Consider the following 16,259-nt stretch of genomic DNA (forward strand, 5'->3'; position numbering starts at 1 on the left):
CGAAGTCATCGACTGGAGGGAAGCAATGATGTGGAGGTGGAAACAACGCTTTTTGCGGGCAAAGAGGGGGACCGCATGGTCGAGGGGGTGGTGACGCAGTTGAGCTTGCGGTTAAATATTGTATCAACGAGCTGGGCAAAGCTTGAAGAAGAAAACCATCTGCCTGCACAATGATCTGCACATTGCCTGACTTTTATAATTGGAAAGAATTGTATTCTTTCTTGTCTTCAAAGGATTACGCCTTAAAGGATTATGAAGAGACGTTTTTGGATTCTGGGTTATACCAATGGATGATCAGCAGCTGTTGAAAATGAACCGCAAAATCGCTGAACAGCGAAAATGGGTGGGTTTTATGGCGTTGGGTATCCTTCTGATATCGGGGGGCGCTCTGTGTTTATGGCTGCCGGTGTTCTCTGAGTTTGCCGCCAGCACAATTTTTGGCGTTGTGCTCATGGGGATTGGGGGCGTCAAGATCATTCAGTCGCTTTGGATAAAAAGCTGGTCTGGCTTTGTCTGGCAGGAGCTTTCAGGGGCGGTCGAGCTGGTTGGCGGCGTCATGATTTATCTCAATCCACTCAAAGGTGCGCTCGCCATTACGCTTCTGATAGCCATCGTCTTGCTCGTCCATGGTTTCCTGCAAGTTGCAATGTCCCTGAAGATCAGATCGGAGAGTGGTTGGTGGTGGTTCACGCTTTCTGGATTTATTGCACTCACCGCGAGTGTTATTCTTGTTCTTAAATTGCCGCTGACAAAGAGTCTTCCGTCTGGTTCAATTGCCGGGATCGCTCTTTTGATTGCAGGGATTGCTTATCTTGGAAGCGCATTCAGTACGCGAAAAGCATGAATTGACGACCAGACGGCATTGGCTCCTAGGTTCGGCCCCGTTTGCGATCCGTTGACTACGTGGCACCGTGGATACTTTTCGCGTCAATCTTGGTGGGTCGACATGAGCTATAGCAGAGTTAGAGGCACGATGAAGCGGATTAAGGAAGTGGTTGTGGGGATTTCAAATAACTCTGTTCGCCGACATTCAGTATTTGAAGGCAGAGCGGCATTATCGGCTCGTATCGCGCTGGTTTCAGCTGCTGTCTTGCTTGCTGGCTGCTCGCAAGAGCCTGAACAGACGCCCTCCCAAGTAAGACCTGTTCGAGTGACGACGGTTGAGCGCGGCGCAGCTGGGCAAACATCAACATTCACCGGTCAAATACAGGCGCAGGATGAGGCGTCTATGGCGTTTCGCGTATCGGGACGAATGATAGAACGCGCTGTTAATATTGGCGACAGGGTCACGGCGGGGCAAGTCATCGCACGTTTGGACTCACAAAATGCGATGAATACACTTCGCTCTGCTCGGGCGGCGCTGGCTGCGGCGGAAAGCCAGCTCGTAATGTCAAGAAATGCTTTTAACCGTCAAGATCAGTTGCTTCGCAATGGTTTCACGACGCGTTCCAGTCACGATGCCGCGCGCTCTGCAATGGATACTGCCTTGTCGAGCGTTGACAGCGCACAGGCGCAGGTGAAAATCGCCGAGGATAATCTTGGTTATACAAACCTGATTGCTGACGCTCCTGGCACTGTGACGGCGCGCGGTGCTGAACCCGGTGAAATTGTTCAGGCAGGACAAATGATCGTGCAACTCGCGCGCCAGGACGGGCGAGATGGCGTATTTGATGTACCTGCATCGGTACTTAGGGAAGCTGCGCCGGATTCCGTTATTACTGTCTCGCTTGCCGATGATCCATCGATCAAAGCTACAGGGCGCGTGCGTGAAGTTGCGCCGCAAGCAGATCCGATTACCCGTACATTCCGTGTTCGGGTTGGTCTTGATAATGCGCCGGATGCGATGCGCCTTGGCTCGACTATCAATGGGCAAGTGACCATTGAGAATTATGCCATGATTGAAATTCCAGCCACTGCACTGACTGCGGTGAACAATGCACCAGCAGTATGGGTGTTGAATCCCGAAACGAATACGGTTGCCTTACAGAATATTGAGATTGGCCGCTTTGGTAATGTTTCCGTTGGGGTAGCCTCTGGTTTGAGTGCTGGCGATATTGTCGTTACCGCAGGCGTGCAGGCTTTGTATCCTGGACAGAAGGTCCGTTTGCTCAATTCGGCGGGTGAATAATGCGTTTCAATCTTTCCGCATGGGCTGTTCGCGAGCGGCAACTTGTCATCTTTCTGATGATGGTCGTTCTGGGTGCAGGCTTGTTTGCTTATAGCCGTCTCGGACGCGCAGAAGACCCGTCCTTTGTTATCAAAACAATGGTTGTGCAGGCGGCTTGGCCGGGCGCCAACATGACTGATACATTGCAGCAAGTAACCGAGCGACTTGAGCGAACGCTGCAAGAGACGCCGCACCTTGATAATGTTCGCAGTTTTACGCGTCCGGGTGTCGCCACCATATTCGTCAATCTTGATGGCAGCGCGAGTGCCAAGGAGGTCGAAAATACGTGGTATGTGGTGCGTAAGCGTGTCGCTGATATGCGTCACACGTTACCTCAAGGCGTCGTGGGGCCGGGTTTTAATGATGAGTTCGGCGATACTTTCGGCTTGATATACGGGTTTACAGCCGATGGATTTACGCACCGTCAGCTGCGCGACTATGTCGAAAGCGCCCGTTCTCAATTGCTTAAAGTGCCAGATGTCGCAAAAATAGAGCTGCTTGGAGAGCAGGACGAACAAATATTCGTTGAGTTTTCGATGCGGGAGCTGGCAAATCTTGGCATAGATCGCTCGGCATTGATTGCAGCCTTGCGAGCGCAGAACGTCGTGCAGCCTTCTGGCACCATTATCACTGGCGATGAGAATCTAGCGATCGATGTTTCCGGTGGATTTGGAACGGAACAGGACATTGCAAATATCAACTTTGCCGTGAATGGCCGCATGATAAGGCTGGCAGATATCGCAACTGTTACACGCGGCTATTCTGATCCTCCGAAACCAATGTTTCGCGTAAATGGCGAGCCGGGAATTGGCATGGCAATTGCCATGCGTGAAGGTGGTGACATTCTCCGGCTTGGGCAGAATATCAATGCCGAAATGCAAAAAATCACCGCGAGTTTGCCGCATGGAATTGAGCCGCATCTGGTGGCGGATCAGTCGGTTACGGTACGTAGTGCCATAGGCGAGTTTATGACGTCCCTTGGACAGGCGGTCGTCATTATACTCATTGTCAGCTTTATCGCTCTCGGGATCCGTGCGGGGCTGATGGTCGCCATCACAATCCCGCTGACGCTCGCTGCTGTTTTTGCCATCATGTGGCTGTTCAACATTGACATGCAACGCATATCGCTCGGAGCCTTGATCATTGCATTGGCCCTGATGGTCGATGATGCCATGACGACAACCGATGCAACATTGGGCAGACTGGCCATAGGAGAGACAAAGGAAATCGCGGCGGTTTATGCCTTCAAGACTTATGCTTTTGCGATGCTTGCCGGCACACTTGTAACAATAGCAGGCTTTGTACCGATCGGCTTTGCAGCGAGTTCAGCGGGTGAATACACGTTCAGCCTGTTCGCTGTGGTGAGTATCGCGCTTGTGGTGTCCTGGTTTGTTGCCGTCGTCTTTGCGCCACTCATAGGGCTCTATGTGCTCAAGGCGCCAATAAAGACCGGGCGTGAACCCAGCCGTGTCATGCGATCTTATCGGCATTTTCTTTCAATTGCCCTCAAGGGGAAGTGGATCACAATCGCGCTCACGCTGGGCTTGTTTATTATTTCGCTTCTGCTTTTGCCGCTCATCCCGCGTCAGTTTTTCCCTTCATCAGACAGGCCCGAGCTTCTTGTTGATCTCGAGTTGCCACAAAACGCATCGATATACGCGACCGAGCGTGCAATGCAGCGCTTGGACGCCATATTAAAAAATGATCCAGACGTCGAACGATGGAGTGGCTATGTTGGAAGCGGAGCGGTGCGTTTTTACCTGCCATTGGATGCGAAACTTCCCAACGACTTTTTTGGGCAGGCAGTTGTTGTTGCCAAAGATGTGGAGGCCCGTATTCGGTTAGAGGAAAAGCTGACAAAACTGCTTGAAGAGGACTTTCCAAATATTGTCAGCCGAGTTTCACCACTGGAACTTGGACCGCCGGTTGGGTGGCCAATTCAGTACCGCGTGCTTGGGCCAGATTTAAGCCAAATACGAGATATTTCTTATCAATTGGCCGAGGTTATTGCTAAAAATCCTTTGACCAAAACCGTCAATTACCAGTGGGCGGTGCCCTCACGCGAAATTCGTATTCAGATTGATCAGGACAAGGCCCGATTGCTGGGATTGTCTACCGAAACGATTGGTCGTGTGCTGAATACGGTGGTGACGGGCGCACCGGTTACGCAGGTGCGAGATGGCATCTATCTGGTCAATGTCGTTTTGCGCGCAACAGATGAACAGCGTGTCTCGCTTGATACGTTGCGAACTATTCAGGTGCCGGTGCGGGACGGTCGAACTGTGCCACTTAGTCAATTTGCGAGTTTCGAGTACGAACAGACCTATCCGCTTGTGTGGCGGCGTAACAGAACCCCAAGTTTGACCGTTCAGGCCGATATCGCCGCAGGTGCGCTACCCGAAACGGTTGTTCAGCAGTTAGCGCCAGCGATTGCGGATTTGGAACAAAATCTGCCGCCGGATTATCACATCGAAATTGGCGGAACTGTCGAGGAAAGTGCTGCGTCACTTGCTTCAGTGAAGGCCGTTGTCCCTGCCATGATCTTGATAATGTTTGTCGTTCTCATGTTCCAGCTGCGGCGCTTTTCACTGACACTGCTGGTCGTCAGTGTGGCCCCGCTCGGTCTGATCGGGGTGGTTCTTGCGTTGCTCGTATCCGGTCGCCCGTTGGGTTTTGTTGCCATTCTGGGCGTGCTCGCGCTTATCGGAATGATCATCAAGAATGCAGTGATCTTGATTGGGCAGATTGAGGCGGAAAGGAAAGCCGGCAAGCCCATTGAGGAGGCTGTCCTCGACGCATCTTCAGCTCGTTTCACACCGATCATGTTAACGGCAGTCTCCACTGTGCTGGGCATGATTCCTATTGCGCCCACGGTTTTCTGGGGACCCATGGCATTCGCGATTATGGGAGGGCTACTTGTTGCAACGCTTTTGACACTGGTTTTCCTGCCTGCACTGTATGTTTCTTTAATTAAACACAAACAGATAGAAAATGAGCCATAGTGCTCTTTCGTCGAGTACGAGAGGGTATGACCAACTATTTGAAGCATGGCGAACGGTGATAGCGAGCCAGCTGTTGCGGGTTCTATCGCATAATTTCATCAGGCTAAAAAAGCCTCAAAGCCATTGTCGTCGATCGCAACAAGGGCGTTCATGACTGTTTTGCGATTCGGATGTAAATCCCTCTGGATCGTCATTCAAATCCCAGGACCTATACGCCTTTTCTATTCTGCTGATAGGTTTTTGCGCGCCAAACTCAAAGATTCCACTTTGCTCATACGTCGACTTTACTTTCTACAAAATTACCCTTTCATAGCGCGCATGTTCCAGTAGACGCTCAGGAGGAAGCTTTGAAAGCACTTGTTCTCGAAGAAAAGGGAAAGCTCTCGCTTAGAGAATTCGATATGCCGATGACGCTTGGACGCAAGGATGTGCGCATCAAGATTCACACAGTCGGCATATGCGGATCAGATGTGCACTATTACACTCATGGGCGTATCGGTCATTTCATAGTCAACGAACCGATGGTTCTTGGTCATGAAGCATCGGGAACCGTAATTGAAGTGGGTGAAGATGTAACAAATCTCGCTGTGGGTGACCGTGTCTGCATGGAGCCGGGCATTCCTGATCCGACCTCGCGCGCATCGAAACTCGGTATCTATAATGTGGACCCGGCCGTTCGTTTCTGGGCGACGCCACCCGTTCATGGCTGCCTTGTGCCGGAAGTGATCCATCCCGCTGCCTTCACCTATAAGCTGCCGGATCATGTTTCATTTGGTGAGGGTGCAATGGTCGAGCCTTTTGCCATTGGGATGCAGGCGGCCTTGCGTGCACGCATTCAGCCCGGCGATGTGGCTGTTGTTACCGGGGCAGGTCCCATTGGCATGATGGTAGCGCTGGCGGCACTTGCCGGAGGTTGCGCAAAAGTGATCGTCGCCGATCTGGCCCAGCCCAAACTGGATATCATCGCTGCCTATGACGGTATTGTAGCAGTAAATATTCGAGAACGCAGTCTTGCGGAAGCCATCGCAGACCATACCGATAGCTGGGGTTGCGATCTGGTTTTCGAATGTTCTGGTGCCGCATCTGCCATTCTCAATATGGCAAGCTTGGCGCGACCAGGAGGCGCGATTGTGCTTGTCGGCATGCCGGTTGATCCTGTGCCGGTGGATATTGTCGGGCTTCAGGCCCGCGAGTTGCGCCTTGAGACAGTTTTCCGTTATGCAAATGTCTATGACCGCGCCATCGCGTTAATTGCTTCGGGAAAAGTTGATCTCAAGCCGCTGATAACGGCTACATTGCCTTTTGAAGACAGCATTCGTGGCTTTGATCGAGCAGTCGAAGCACGGGAAAATGATGTGAAGCTTCAGGTCACCTTTCCACAATAAAGGAAAACCATATACGTTGGAACATCGGCGTTTGCTCTGAGCGAGCAGCGTCGATTAGTTCTCGGTGCATCCATTGATGGCTGTGCCATAGAACATCGATCAGAAGACATTTTCTCGCCGCCAAAACTGTGTGCGGAAATAGTATCTGATCCCAAACTGGTATCAGCGCATGCTAAAAAATATGAAGACAACCATGTCGCTTATCGGCGCCTGAAAGCTTTGTTGATATTGCAGTCTCACGTTCAAAAAGCTCGATAATATGGGGTTTTTATGCCGCGAAGACCGGAAAAATAAGGTGCCGATGCACAGAAACAGGGTTGTTTGGTGCTCCGACTTTCTCAAATCACTGAAATTGTATGTAAAAAAAGTATCATAATATTCTATGTTGTGATGTAGCCCTTGGCGTTCACACCACCCAGAATGCATTGATCATGAGACATGGCCTGGAGCAGAGGAGCCCAGGCCTTGCAACTGTATCATGATCTGCGTCAGGGAGGATGTCATGCAACCAGATTTGGAGCTTGTGCATATCCGCAAAGGAGAGTCCTTTGCGGCGTGGATGCATGGTTATCCATTTCGCACTGTGCGCTGGCATTACCATCCCGAATATGAAATCCATCTCGTGGTGGCAACTTCTGGCACCTTCTATATGGGCGATCATGTCGGGCGTTTTGCTCCGGGGCAATTGATCATGACTGGCCCTAATCTACCACATAACTGGATTAGTGAGATCGAGCGAGGTGAAAGAGTACCCACACGTTCCATGGTGATTCAATTCCCGGAAGCTTTTATTGAAAATGCGCTCGCAATCATGCCGGAAATGGGTGATCTGGGGCCCTTACTGGAGCGCAGCCGTCGCGGATTGTTGTTCGATGACGAAACAAGCATCAAAATCCGCCCTCTCATGGAGCGTCTCATCGTGGCGCAGGGACTGACGCGAATTGCGCTTTTCTGGGAAATTCTGGATCTGCTCTCAAATGCGTCTGAGCCGGAAGTGCTCGCGAGCCTGAGTTATGAGCTTGATGTAACACGTTTCAGCCCTTGCGGGATCAATCGCGCCCTTGCTTATCTGCGAGAACATCTGACCGAGCAGATTGAGGAAACGGAACTCGCTGACATGCTTGGGCAGAGTCAGAGTGCGTTTTCCCGCGCTTTCAAGCGCCATACAGGGACGACGCTGGTGCGCTATCGCAACCAGTTGCGTGTCGATCTCGCCTGCCAGATGCTGCTGACCATGCCGGAAGTGCGGATCACCGATATTTGCTACGAGATCGGCTTCTCCAACCTGTCCAATTTCAACCGGCATTTTCTCAAGTTCAAGGGCATGTCTCCTTCGCAGTTTCGTACCACTTTTGCCGCAAACAAAATTCTGGTCATGCAAGATCAAACAGAGCCGGAGGATGCGGTTATTCGCAATTTGGGCGGGCGGGTTTCTGCCCAAACTATGCAGGCGTTGCCTGTCAATCTGTAACGGGAGGTAAATCTCAATGAAAAAAGCCATTTTAACTGTGAGCACTGTTCTTGCTCTTCTGGCTTCCCCTGCTATTGCGCAGGAAAAGCTCAAGATCGGGATGACATTTCAGGAACTGAACAATCCCTATTTCGTTTCGATGCAGGAAGCGCTCCGCGGTGCAGCCGAAAGCATTGGCGCTGACGTTGTTGTCAGCGACGCTGGCCATAATGTCGCCAAGCAGATTTCCGACGTGGAAGATATGCTCCAGCAGAACATCGACATCCTGCTGCTCAATCCTACCGACAGCGCTGGTGTTGAAGCAGCCGTCGTTGCCGCCAAGGAAAAAGGCGTGATCGTCGTTGCGGTCGATGCCAACGCCAATGGTCCGGTTGATACTTTCGTTGGCTCCAAAAACCGCGATGCGGGTTACCAGTCGTGCAAGTATCTTGGCGAAAGCCTTGACGGCAAGGGCGAGGTTGCCATTCTGGATGGCATTCCGGTTGTTCCTATCCTTCAGCGCGTTGAAGGCTGCAAGGCAGCGCTTGAAGAGTTCGAGGGCATCAAACTGGTCGACACACAGAATGGTCGTCAGGATCGATCAGTGGCGCTTGGTGTTGTTGAAAACATGATCCAGTCCCACCCTAATCTCACGGGCATTTTTTCGGTCAATGATGGTGGCGCTATGGGCGCTCTGGCTGCAATTCAGGGCTCAGGCCGTGATATTAAGCTGACTTCTGTCGATGGCGCGCCAGAAGCTGTTCAAGCCATCAAGGACGGCACGCCTTTCATCGAAACAACGGCACAGTTCCCGCGTGATCAGGTGCGCGTTGGTCTTGCGATGGCGCTGGCGCAGAAATGGGGTGCTCGCGTTGTTCCTAAGGAAGTTCCGATCGACGTCATGGTGATCGATGCCAAGAACGCTGAAGGTTTCAGCTGGTAATCATCCTCCCTGCTCCCGTTCCGGTTCAATGCATTGGCAGCACAAGTGTGAAACGCTTTTGCTGAGAAGAATGCGAAAAGCCGCTGCGCCCGAAAGGGCGCACGTGGGACGGGAGCCACTTATTGGTTAGGAACAAATCGTGCTTGAGCTGAAAGGCATCAAAAAAAGCTTTGGCCGGATCGAGGTTCTCCACGGTGTGGATCTAAATGTGCGTGCTGGTGAAGTTCACGCCCTTCTCGGGGAGAACGGTGCGGGCAAATCTACACTGATGAAGATACTCTCCGGTATCCTGCGCCCTTCCGAGGGTGAAATCCGGGTTGACGGTAAAGAGCGCCATTTCGCCGACAACGACGATGCCATTCGAGCTGGCATCGGTATTGTGTTTCAGGAATTCAGCCTGATTCCGTATCTCGATGCAGTCGAAAACATGTTTCTGGCGCGTGAAATGCGCAATCGCCTCGGGCTTCTCGACCGGGCGGCCATGCGCAGCCGTGCGCGCGAAATTATGGCAAAGCTTGGCGTGGATGTGCAGCTCGACGTGCCGATCAACCGGCTTTCTGTGGCAGAACAGCAATTTGTCGAAATCGCCAAAACACTGGCACTTGATGCGCGCATTCTTATTCTCGATGAACCGACGGCCACATTGACGCCATCCGAAGTTGAGCACCTTTTCAAAGTGATGCGCGAGTTGCGCCGTCAGGGCGTGGCAATTATTTTTATCTCCCATCATCTTGAAGAGATTTTTGAGATCTGCGACCGGATTACGGTTCTGCGCGACGGAAATTATATCAATTCCTGTGATGTCTGTGATGTCGATAATGACCGCCTGGTCGAGATGATGGTCGGGCGTCGTCTGGAAGCCGGTTTTCCACCCAAAGCCGACATTGATGTGAGAGCGCCGGTAATCATTGATGTGGAAGAATTACAATTGCGTAAAGGCGGACCCGTTTCGCGCTTTAGCCTGCGCAAGGGCGAGGTTTTGGGTTTTGCCGGGCTGGTCGGCTCAGGCCGGACGGAAAGCGTTCTGGCCATGCTCGGCGCACATGCGTCTGTTCAATGCAAGATGAAATTGGATGGCGTGGCGACGCGGCTTTCCGGCCCTGATCAGGCGCTTGAAAACGGTATCGGGCTTTTGCCGGAAAGCCGTAAAGAGCAAGGGCTGATCACCAGCTTCTCGATCCTGCAAAATATTTCCCTCAACAATTACGGCAAATATCGCCGCCTGCACTGGTTTGTCGACCTTAAAAAAGAGCTCAAAGCCACACAAGTTGCCATGCAGCAGGTGCGGGTGAAGGCGCAGGGACCTTATGCGCGCATTGATACGCTGTCGGGGGGCAATCAGCAGAAAGTGGTCATCGCGCGCTGGCTCAATCATGACATGCGCGTGCTGATTTTTGACGAACCCACACGCGGTATTGATGTCGGTGCGAAGGCAGAAATCTATGCCCTCATGCGCGCTTTCACCAATGCCGGATATTCGATCATCATGATTTCTTCCGAACTGCCGGAGATCATCGGCATGTCAGACAGGGTCTGCGTGTTCCGTTCCGGCGGTATCGTCGCAACGCTCGAAGGTGAAAAAATCACGTCTGAGGAAATCATGACCCAAGCCACAACGGGGAAGCCGCACTATGTCCAATGATGCAAATATTGCCACAGCTGAAAAGAAGAGCGGCTTTTCACTGCGCCATTGGCTGCATTCGCCGCTCATATTGCCCTTGGCGGGCCTGATCGTCGTCTCCGTCCTGATGGGACTTGCCAGCGACAATTTCTTCAGCGTGCCGAACATCCTCAATGTGTTACGGCAGGTCTCTATCGTCGCTGTATTGGCGGTCGGTATGACTTTTGTCATCCTCACTGGCGGTATCGATTTGTCCGTTGGCGCGGTCATGGCGCTGGTTGGAACGCTTGCATCGGGCCTCATGGTGCATGCCGGGATTCCGGCAAGTGCTGCCCTTGGTCTTGGCCTGCTCATCGGGCTTGCGATTGGCACCATCAATGGTGTCCTTGTTGCATGGGGGCGAATGCCGGCAATTATCGTGACGCTTGCCACTATGGGCATGGCGCGTGGTCTTGGTCTTATTTATTCCGGCGGTTATCCGATCAGCGGCCTGCCGAGCTGGGTGTCATGGTTTGGTGTGGGGCGCATCGGCATGATTCCTGTGCCGGTTATCATTATGTTTATCATCTACGCGATTGCATGGGTGCTGCTCGAACGCACTGCTTTTGGTCGCCATGTCTATGCGCTGGGCGGCAATGAGACCGCAGCGCGGCTTTCGGGCGTGAAAACATTGCGCGTGAAACTTGCCGTCTACGCGATCTCTGGTCTCACATCGGCTCTCGCCGCAGTTATTCTGACCGGGCGTCTGATGAGTGGTCAACCGAATGCGGGCATGGGTTTCGAGCTCGATGCCATTGCGGCAGTTGTTTTAGGTGGCACTGCGATTGCCGGCGGTCGTGGTCTGGTGCTTGGCACACTGATTGGCGCGATCCTGTTGGGTATCTTGAACAATGGCCTCAACCTGATGGGCATCAATCCGTATCTTCAGGATGTGATCAAAGGCGGCATCATCCTGCTTGCGATCTATATCGGGCGCGAGTGGCGCTAATCATTATGAAATTTGCCGGAAACAGTCCGGTGCATACACAGGAGAATAAAATGGCGGAATCGCTTCAAGGCAAGATTGCAGTCATTACGGGGGCTGCTTCGGGTATTGGTTTGGCTACGACCAAAACGTTGCTTGCCGCAGGAGCCACGGTCGTTCTGGTGGACCGCAATGAAGCAGCGCTGAATGCGTTGGTGGGTGAGTTGGGCGAGAAGGCTATCGTACAAGTGACGGATCTGTTGAATGCCGAAAGCTGCGCTGCGATGGTGCCTGAAATCCTGAAAAAGGTCGACCATATCGATATTCTGTATTGCAATGCAGGCACCTATATTGGTGGTGATCTGACAGAGACAACCGCAGAAGCCATTGATCAGATGCTCAATCTCAATGTCAATGCGGTCATGAAAAATGTTCATGCTGTCGCGCCGCATATGATTGAACGCAAGACAGGTGACATCATTGTGACCTGCTCGATTGCAGGCCATTACCCGACCTATTGGGAGCCGGTTTATGCATCGTCCAAGTGGGCGGTGACCTGCTTTGTGCAGACAATGCGCCGACAGATGATCCCGCATGGCGTCCGTGTGGCTCAGGTGTCGCCGGGTCCAGTGGTTTCGGCCCTGCTGGCCGACTGGCCTGAGGAAAACCTGCGCAAGGCCAAGGAATCGGGCAGCCTGATCGATCCGAGTGAGGTGGCGGATGCGGTTGAATATATGCTGACACGCAAGCGCACAGTCACGATTCGCGATATGCTGGTGCTGCCGACCAACTTTGATCGGGTATAATCGCGTTTCACGGAGGGTGTTTCCAATGGTCCCAAAATATCTGATTGGCGTGGATGTCGGCACGGGGTCCGCCCGTGCGGGTGTTTTTGATCGCTCAGGCAAGCTTCTGGCGACAGCCAAACGACCGCTCGATCTTTATCGGGATGATCGCGGCTTCGTCGAGCAATCAAGTCAGCAGATATGGCGTGCCGTTTGTGAAAGCGTGCGTGAAAGTGTTGCAAGCGCCGCTATCGATCCGGGTGAGGTGGCAGGCATTGGTTTTGATGCCACCTGTTCGCTTGTCGTTCTTGGCGAAGGTGAGAAAACGCTGCCAGTGAGCAGCGAGAGCGAACGCGATGTTATCGTATGGATGGATCATCGCGCGCTCGGACAGGCTGAGCGGATTAATGCAGGCGGCCATGATGTGCTCAAATATGTCGGCGGACGTATCTCGCCTGAAATGCAGACACCTAAATTGCTGTGGCTGCGGGAAAACAATCCCGACACCTATGCGAAGGCACGGCATTTTTTCGATCTCACGGATTTTCTGACATTCAAGGCAAGCGGTGCACTTGAGCGTTCATCCTGCACCGTCACATGTAAATGGACTTATCTCGCGCATGAAGGGCGCTGGGATGCGGAATATTTCCGTGCTATCGGACTGGGTGATCTGGCAGACGATGGTTTTAGCCGTATAGGACAGACGATCGTTGCGCCCGGCACGCCGCTTGGTCACGGATTGAGCCCAGAGGCCGCCTCCGCGATGGGACTTGTCGCTGGCATTGCTGTTGGGGCAGGGTTGATCGATGCCCATGCCGGTGGCGTGGGAACAGTGGGAGCACGGGATGGCGTTGCTTATCCTGTGAAATGTCTCGCTTATGTGTTCGGCACGTCTTCGTGCACCATGACAACGACAGTTGAACCGGCATTCGTTCCCGGCGTATGGGGGCCTTATTATTCGGCGATGCTGCCAGGCAAATGGCTGAATGAAGGTGGACAATCGGCTGCGGGGGCAGCGATTGATCATCTTGTGCAATGTCATCCGGCAGCACTTGAAGCAGGCATGCTCGCAAAAGCCGAAGGCAAATCCTTGCCGCAATGGCTTGGCGACAGAGCATTGATGCTGGCAAATTCGCCCAGCGAGGCCGTCAGGCTCGCTGATACATTGCATGTGGTGCCGGAATTTCTGGGCAATCGTGCGCCCTTTGCCGACCCGCATGCGCGCGCTGTTATTGTCGGGCAGGGCATGGAGACAGGGGTGGATTCCCTTGTTGCACTTTATATTGCGGGTCTTTGCGGCCTTGGCTATGGCCTGCGTCAGATCATTGATACGCAAAGCAAAAATGGTGCAATGGTCGAAGCCATCAGTGTCAGCGGTGGCGCAGGTACCCATCCGCTCATTCGTCAGCTTCTGGCTGATGCGTCAGGTCTGCCTGTCGAGGTGATCGATTGTGAAGAGCCGGTCCTGCTTGGTTCGGCAATTTTGGGCGCAATGGCCGCAGGGCTGTTTGCAGATATGGAAACGGCTATGTCGACCATGTCGCGCGTTGGCACGCAGTGCCTCCCGCAAGTGCGCATCAGTGCCGTGCACGATGCACGTTATAGGGCTTTTCTGGCATTGCAGAGCAGCGCGCGCGACATACGCCAGAGCATGGCACAAGCGCTGTCTGCATAATCCATTATTCAACATCAGGCGGTAAAATCACGCCGAAGAGGTTATTTCTATGCAGTTTTCTGGAAAATCCGTCATTGTGACAGGAGCAGGCAAAGGTATTGGTCGTGCATGTGCGCAGTTGATGGCCAGCCGTGGCGCGGAAGTGGTCGCACTGAGCCGTACCCAGTCTGATCTGGATAGTTTGGTTGGTGAAATCGGAGGGCGTTCGATACGGGTTGATCTGTCTGATGTGCGGGCTGCGCGTGACGCGATCCGCGAGGCGGGAGCATGTGATTATCTCATTAACAGCGCAGGCATCAATGTGCTTGAAAGCGTGTTTGATATGACGGATGCCGGTTATGAGGCTGTTATGGGCATCAATTTGCGCGCAGCGCTGATTGCGTGTCAGGAGTTTGCCCGTATGCGCGTGGCAGCAGGCGGCGGTGGCGCCATCGTCAATATTACATCTATTGCCGGCCATCGCGGTTTTCAGGATCACTTGTGCTATGCCGCATCCAAGGCAGGCCTTGAAGGTGCAACGCGAGTTCTCGCTAAGGAGTTGGGACCGCATGGTATCCGTGTCAATGCGGTGGCCCCCACAATCACATTGACCGAACTAGCGGTTGAAGCCTGGAGCGACCCTGTAAAAAGCGCACCCATGATGGTGCGCCATCCGGTCAATCGTTTTGCGCAATCCGAAGATGTTGCGCAGGCCATTGCGCTTCTTTTAAGCAACGACAGCGCAATGGTCACAGGGGCTACTTTACCAGTCGATGGTGGTTTTCTGGCCGTGTGATAAGTCGCTGGTGATGGCATCAATGTCTTGAATATTTGCGAAAATTTTCTTTCAAGATGCGGTTGCTGTGAAAAGAGCGGCTCATTTGAAACCTCCAGTGAAGGTCGGTATCGGATGTTGCGTGTCCTGCAACCCACGATACCAACACCCCTATCGCATAAGCGGCGGGTTCTCACGTTATCGAAGTAAATACAATGGACTTGCTCCGATTAAAGCATTTCCTGTTTTGATTGGATCATTGGGAACGCGCCTAACTCTCAAATTTTACGATAGATGCGGCCACCCGCTTCTTTCCTGCCGGTGTCCTCGACGCCTTCGAATTGCCCGTTGCGCACGCGATCAAGAAACTCCCGGCCGAGTTTCACCTTTGTACCGACATATAGATCATTCCACCCTTCACCGTAGATCTCAAAGAAATGGAACTCGCCGCGATCAAGCACTGTAATCGCTTTTCTGAGTGCATCCAATCGTTGTTCAAGCATGACAGGCTCTTTCGACCGCGTTTTCAGGGAATGAGCACAGCGGCGCCTTCGAAACGGCCGGCGCGCAGATCATTGAGCGCCTTATTCGCTTCGCGCAACGGATAGGTGGTGACGTTGGTGACGATGCCTGCTTTCGGGACAATCCCGAGGAAATCGATGCCGTCCTGCCGCGTGAGGTTGGCGACCGAGACAACCTGCCGTTCTTCCCACAACAGAGAATAGGGAAAGCTTGGTATATCGCTCATGTGAATGCCAGCGCAGACGACACGGCCTCCCTTTCGCACATTCTTCAGCGCCGCCGGAACGAGGCTGCCAACGGGAGCGAATATGATCGCGGCATCCAGAGGCTCCGGTGGGCTGTCTTCGGATGAGCCAGCCCATACGGCCCCGAGCTTTCTGGCGAAATCCTGCGTGGCGGTGTCGCCCGCTTTGGTGAAGGCATAAACACGGCGTCCCTGCCAGCGTGCGACCTGTGCGATGATATGAGCGGCGGCGCCGAAGCCGTATAAGCCCAGCGTTTTCGCATTGCCGGCCAAGACGAGCGAGCGCCAGCCAATCAGACCTGCGCAAAGCAGTGGCGCGAGGGAAGCATCCTCACCCTCCTCGCCCAGCGAAAAGGCGAAGCGCGCATCGGCCACGACTGCGGTCGCATAACCGCCGTCACGTGTGTAGCCGGTGAACTGCGGTGCATCGCAGAGGTTTTCCCGTTCAGTACGGCAATATGGGCACACGCCACAGGTGTGCCCAAGCCAAGGTATGCCGACTCGCTCGCCGATCGTGAGCCCTGTTACACCTTCACCGAGCGCATCAACCCGCCCGACGATCTCATGGCCCGGAATGATGGGGATATGTGGATCGGGCAGTTCTCCATCCACGACATGCAGGTCCGTGCGGCAGACGCCGCAGGCTGAAACCTTCACGCGGATCTCACCCGGGCCGGGCTTCCTATCTGGAAGCTCGGTCCAGACGAGTGGCGTGCCGATAGCATTCAGGACCATTGCATGCATGGC

The 16,259-nt window shown here is 53.3% G+C and carries 13 protein-coding genes; 11 read left to right on the forward strand and 2 right to left on the reverse strand.

The window, feature by feature from the left end; translation table 11 throughout:
• The first annotated feature begins 286 nt into the window (after positions 1–286).
• The 11 genes from ABE527_RS07240 (at position 287) to ABE527_RS07290 (ending at position 14,767) form a co-directional block, all read left to right on the forward strand.
• A complete protein-coding gene (locus ABE527_RS07240; RefSeq protein WP_499694087.1) occupies positions 287–844 on the forward strand; it encodes an HdeD family acid-resistance protein in 558 nt (185 codons plus the stop codon).
• Between the two features lie 102 nt (positions 845–946).
• Complete coding sequence (locus ABE527_RS07245) at positions 947–2,128, forward strand: efflux RND transporter periplasmic adaptor subunit (protein WP_499694086.1); 1,182 nt, start codon at positions 947–949, stop codon at positions 2,126–2,128.
• On the forward strand, positions 2,128–5,169 hold the full coding sequence (locus ABE527_RS07250; protein WP_499696518.1) for an efflux RND transporter permease subunit: 3,042 nt from the start codon (positions 2,128–2,130) through the stop codon (positions 5,167–5,169). Before ABE527_RS07245 ends, ABE527_RS07250 begins: the two co-directional genes overlap by 1 nt.
• A 347-nt stretch (positions 5,170–5,516) precedes the next feature.
• On the forward strand, positions 5,517–6,554 hold the full coding sequence (locus ABE527_RS07255; protein ID WP_499696519.1) for an NAD(P)-dependent alcohol dehydrogenase: 1,038 nt from the start codon (positions 5,517–5,519) through the stop codon (positions 6,552–6,554).
• A gap of 502 nt (positions 6,555–7,056) precedes the next feature.
• Complete coding sequence (locus ABE527_RS07260) at positions 7,057–8,025, forward strand: AraC family transcriptional regulator (RefSeq protein WP_265985723.1); 969 nt, start codon at positions 7,057–7,059, stop codon at positions 8,023–8,025.
• Positions 8,026–8,041: 16 nt separating this feature from the next.
• On the forward strand, positions 8,042–8,947 hold the full coding sequence (locus ABE527_RS07265) for an ABC transporter substrate-binding protein (protein WP_499694082.1): 906 nt from the start codon (positions 8,042–8,044) through the stop codon (positions 8,945–8,947).
• A gap of 139 nt (positions 8,948–9,086) precedes the next feature.
• Positions 9,087–10,589 carry a sugar ABC transporter ATP-binding protein gene (locus tag ABE527_RS07270; protein ID WP_499696520.1) on the forward strand — a complete coding sequence of 501 codons (1,503 nt, stop codon included), beginning with the start codon at positions 9,087–9,089 and terminating at the stop codon, positions 10,587–10,589.
• Positions 10,579–11,556, forward strand: coding sequence for an ABC transporter permease (locus ABE527_RS07275; protein WP_499694081.1), 978 nt, complete (start codon positions 10,579–10,581; stop codon positions 11,554–11,556). Before ABE527_RS07270 ends, ABE527_RS07275 begins: the two co-directional genes overlap by 11 nt.
• Positions 11,557–11,606: 50 nt before the next feature.
• Positions 11,607–12,338 (forward strand): SDR family oxidoreductase, encoded by a 732-nt coding sequence (locus ABE527_RS07280; protein ID WP_499696521.1) that lies wholly within the window; start codon positions 11,607–11,609, stop codon positions 12,336–12,338.
• A 25-nt stretch (positions 12,339–12,363) separates the two neighbouring features.
• Positions 12,364–13,992 (forward strand): FGGY-family carbohydrate kinase, encoded by a 1,629-nt coding sequence (locus tag ABE527_RS07285; protein WP_499696522.1) that lies wholly within the window; start codon positions 12,364–12,366, stop codon positions 13,990–13,992.
• Positions 13,993–14,041: 49 nt separating this feature from the next.
• Positions 14,042–14,767: an SDR family oxidoreductase gene (locus ABE527_RS07290; RefSeq protein ID WP_499696523.1), complete on the forward strand. Its 726-nt coding sequence runs from the start codon at positions 14,042–14,044 to the stop codon at positions 14,765–14,767.
• 257 nt (positions 14,768–15,024) lie between these two features.
• Here the strand turns inward: ABE527_RS07290 and ABE527_RS07295 are convergent, their stop codons facing one another.
• The gene (locus tag ABE527_RS07295; RefSeq protein ID WP_499694077.1) at positions 15,025–15,249 is read right to left on the reverse strand and encodes a DUF1413 domain-containing protein; all 225 of its coding nucleotides are present in this window, start codon (positions 15,247–15,249) and stop codon (positions 15,025–15,027) included.
• Between the two features lie 23 nt (positions 15,250–15,272).
• Positions 15,273–16,256, reverse strand: coding sequence for a zinc-dependent alcohol dehydrogenase family protein (locus ABE527_RS07300; protein WP_499696524.1), 984 nt, complete (start codon positions 16,254–16,256; stop codon positions 15,273–15,275).
• Between the last annotated feature and the right edge of the window lie 3 nt (positions 16,257–16,259).

Origin of the sequence: Brucella sp. TWI432 (assembly GCF_039674445.1) — a bacterium.
Classification (GTDB): Bacteria; Pseudomonadota; Alphaproteobacteria; order Rhizobiales; family Rhizobiaceae; genus Brucella; species Brucella chromiisoli.

Coding starts and splice junctions, on each gene's coding strand:
- ABE527_RS07240 (WP_499694087.1), top strand. CDS start 287: ATGGATGATCAGCAGCTGTTGAAAATGAACCGCAAAATCGCTGAACAG.
- ABE527_RS07245 (WP_499694086.1), top strand. CDS start 947: ATGAGCTATAGCAGAGTTAGAGGCACGATGAAGCGGATTAAGGAAGTG.
- ABE527_RS07250 (WP_499696518.1), top strand. CDS start 2,128: ATGCGTTTCAATCTTTCCGCATGGGCTGTTCGCGAGCGGCAACTTGTC.
- ABE527_RS07260 (WP_265985723.1), top strand. CDS start 7,057: ATGCAACCAGATTTGGAGCTTGTGCATATCCGCAAAGGAGAGTCCTTT.
- ABE527_RS07265 (WP_499694082.1), top strand. CDS start 8,042: ATGAAAAAAGCCATTTTAACTGTGAGCACTGTTCTTGCTCTTCTGGCT.
- ABE527_RS07275 (WP_499694081.1), top strand. CDS start 10,579: ATGTCCAATGATGCAAATATTGCCACAGCTGAAAAGAAGAGCGGCTTT.
- ABE527_RS07280 (WP_499696521.1), top strand. CDS start 11,607: ATGGCGGAATCGCTTCAAGGCAAGATTGCAGTCATTACGGGGGCTGCT.
- ABE527_RS07285 (WP_499696522.1), top strand. CDS start 12,364: ATGGTCCCAAAATATCTGATTGGCGTGGATGTCGGCACGGGGTCCGCC.
- ABE527_RS07290 (WP_499696523.1), top strand. CDS start 14,042: ATGCAGTTTTCTGGAAAATCCGTCATTGTGACAGGAGCAGGCAAAGGT.
- ABE527_RS07295 (WP_499694077.1), bottom strand. CDS start 15,249: ATGCTTGAACAACGATTGGATGCACTCAGAAAAGCGATTACAGTGCTT.
- ABE527_RS07300 (WP_499696524.1), bottom strand. CDS start 16,256: ATGCATGCAATGGTCCTGAATGCTATCGGCACGCCACTCGTCTGGACC.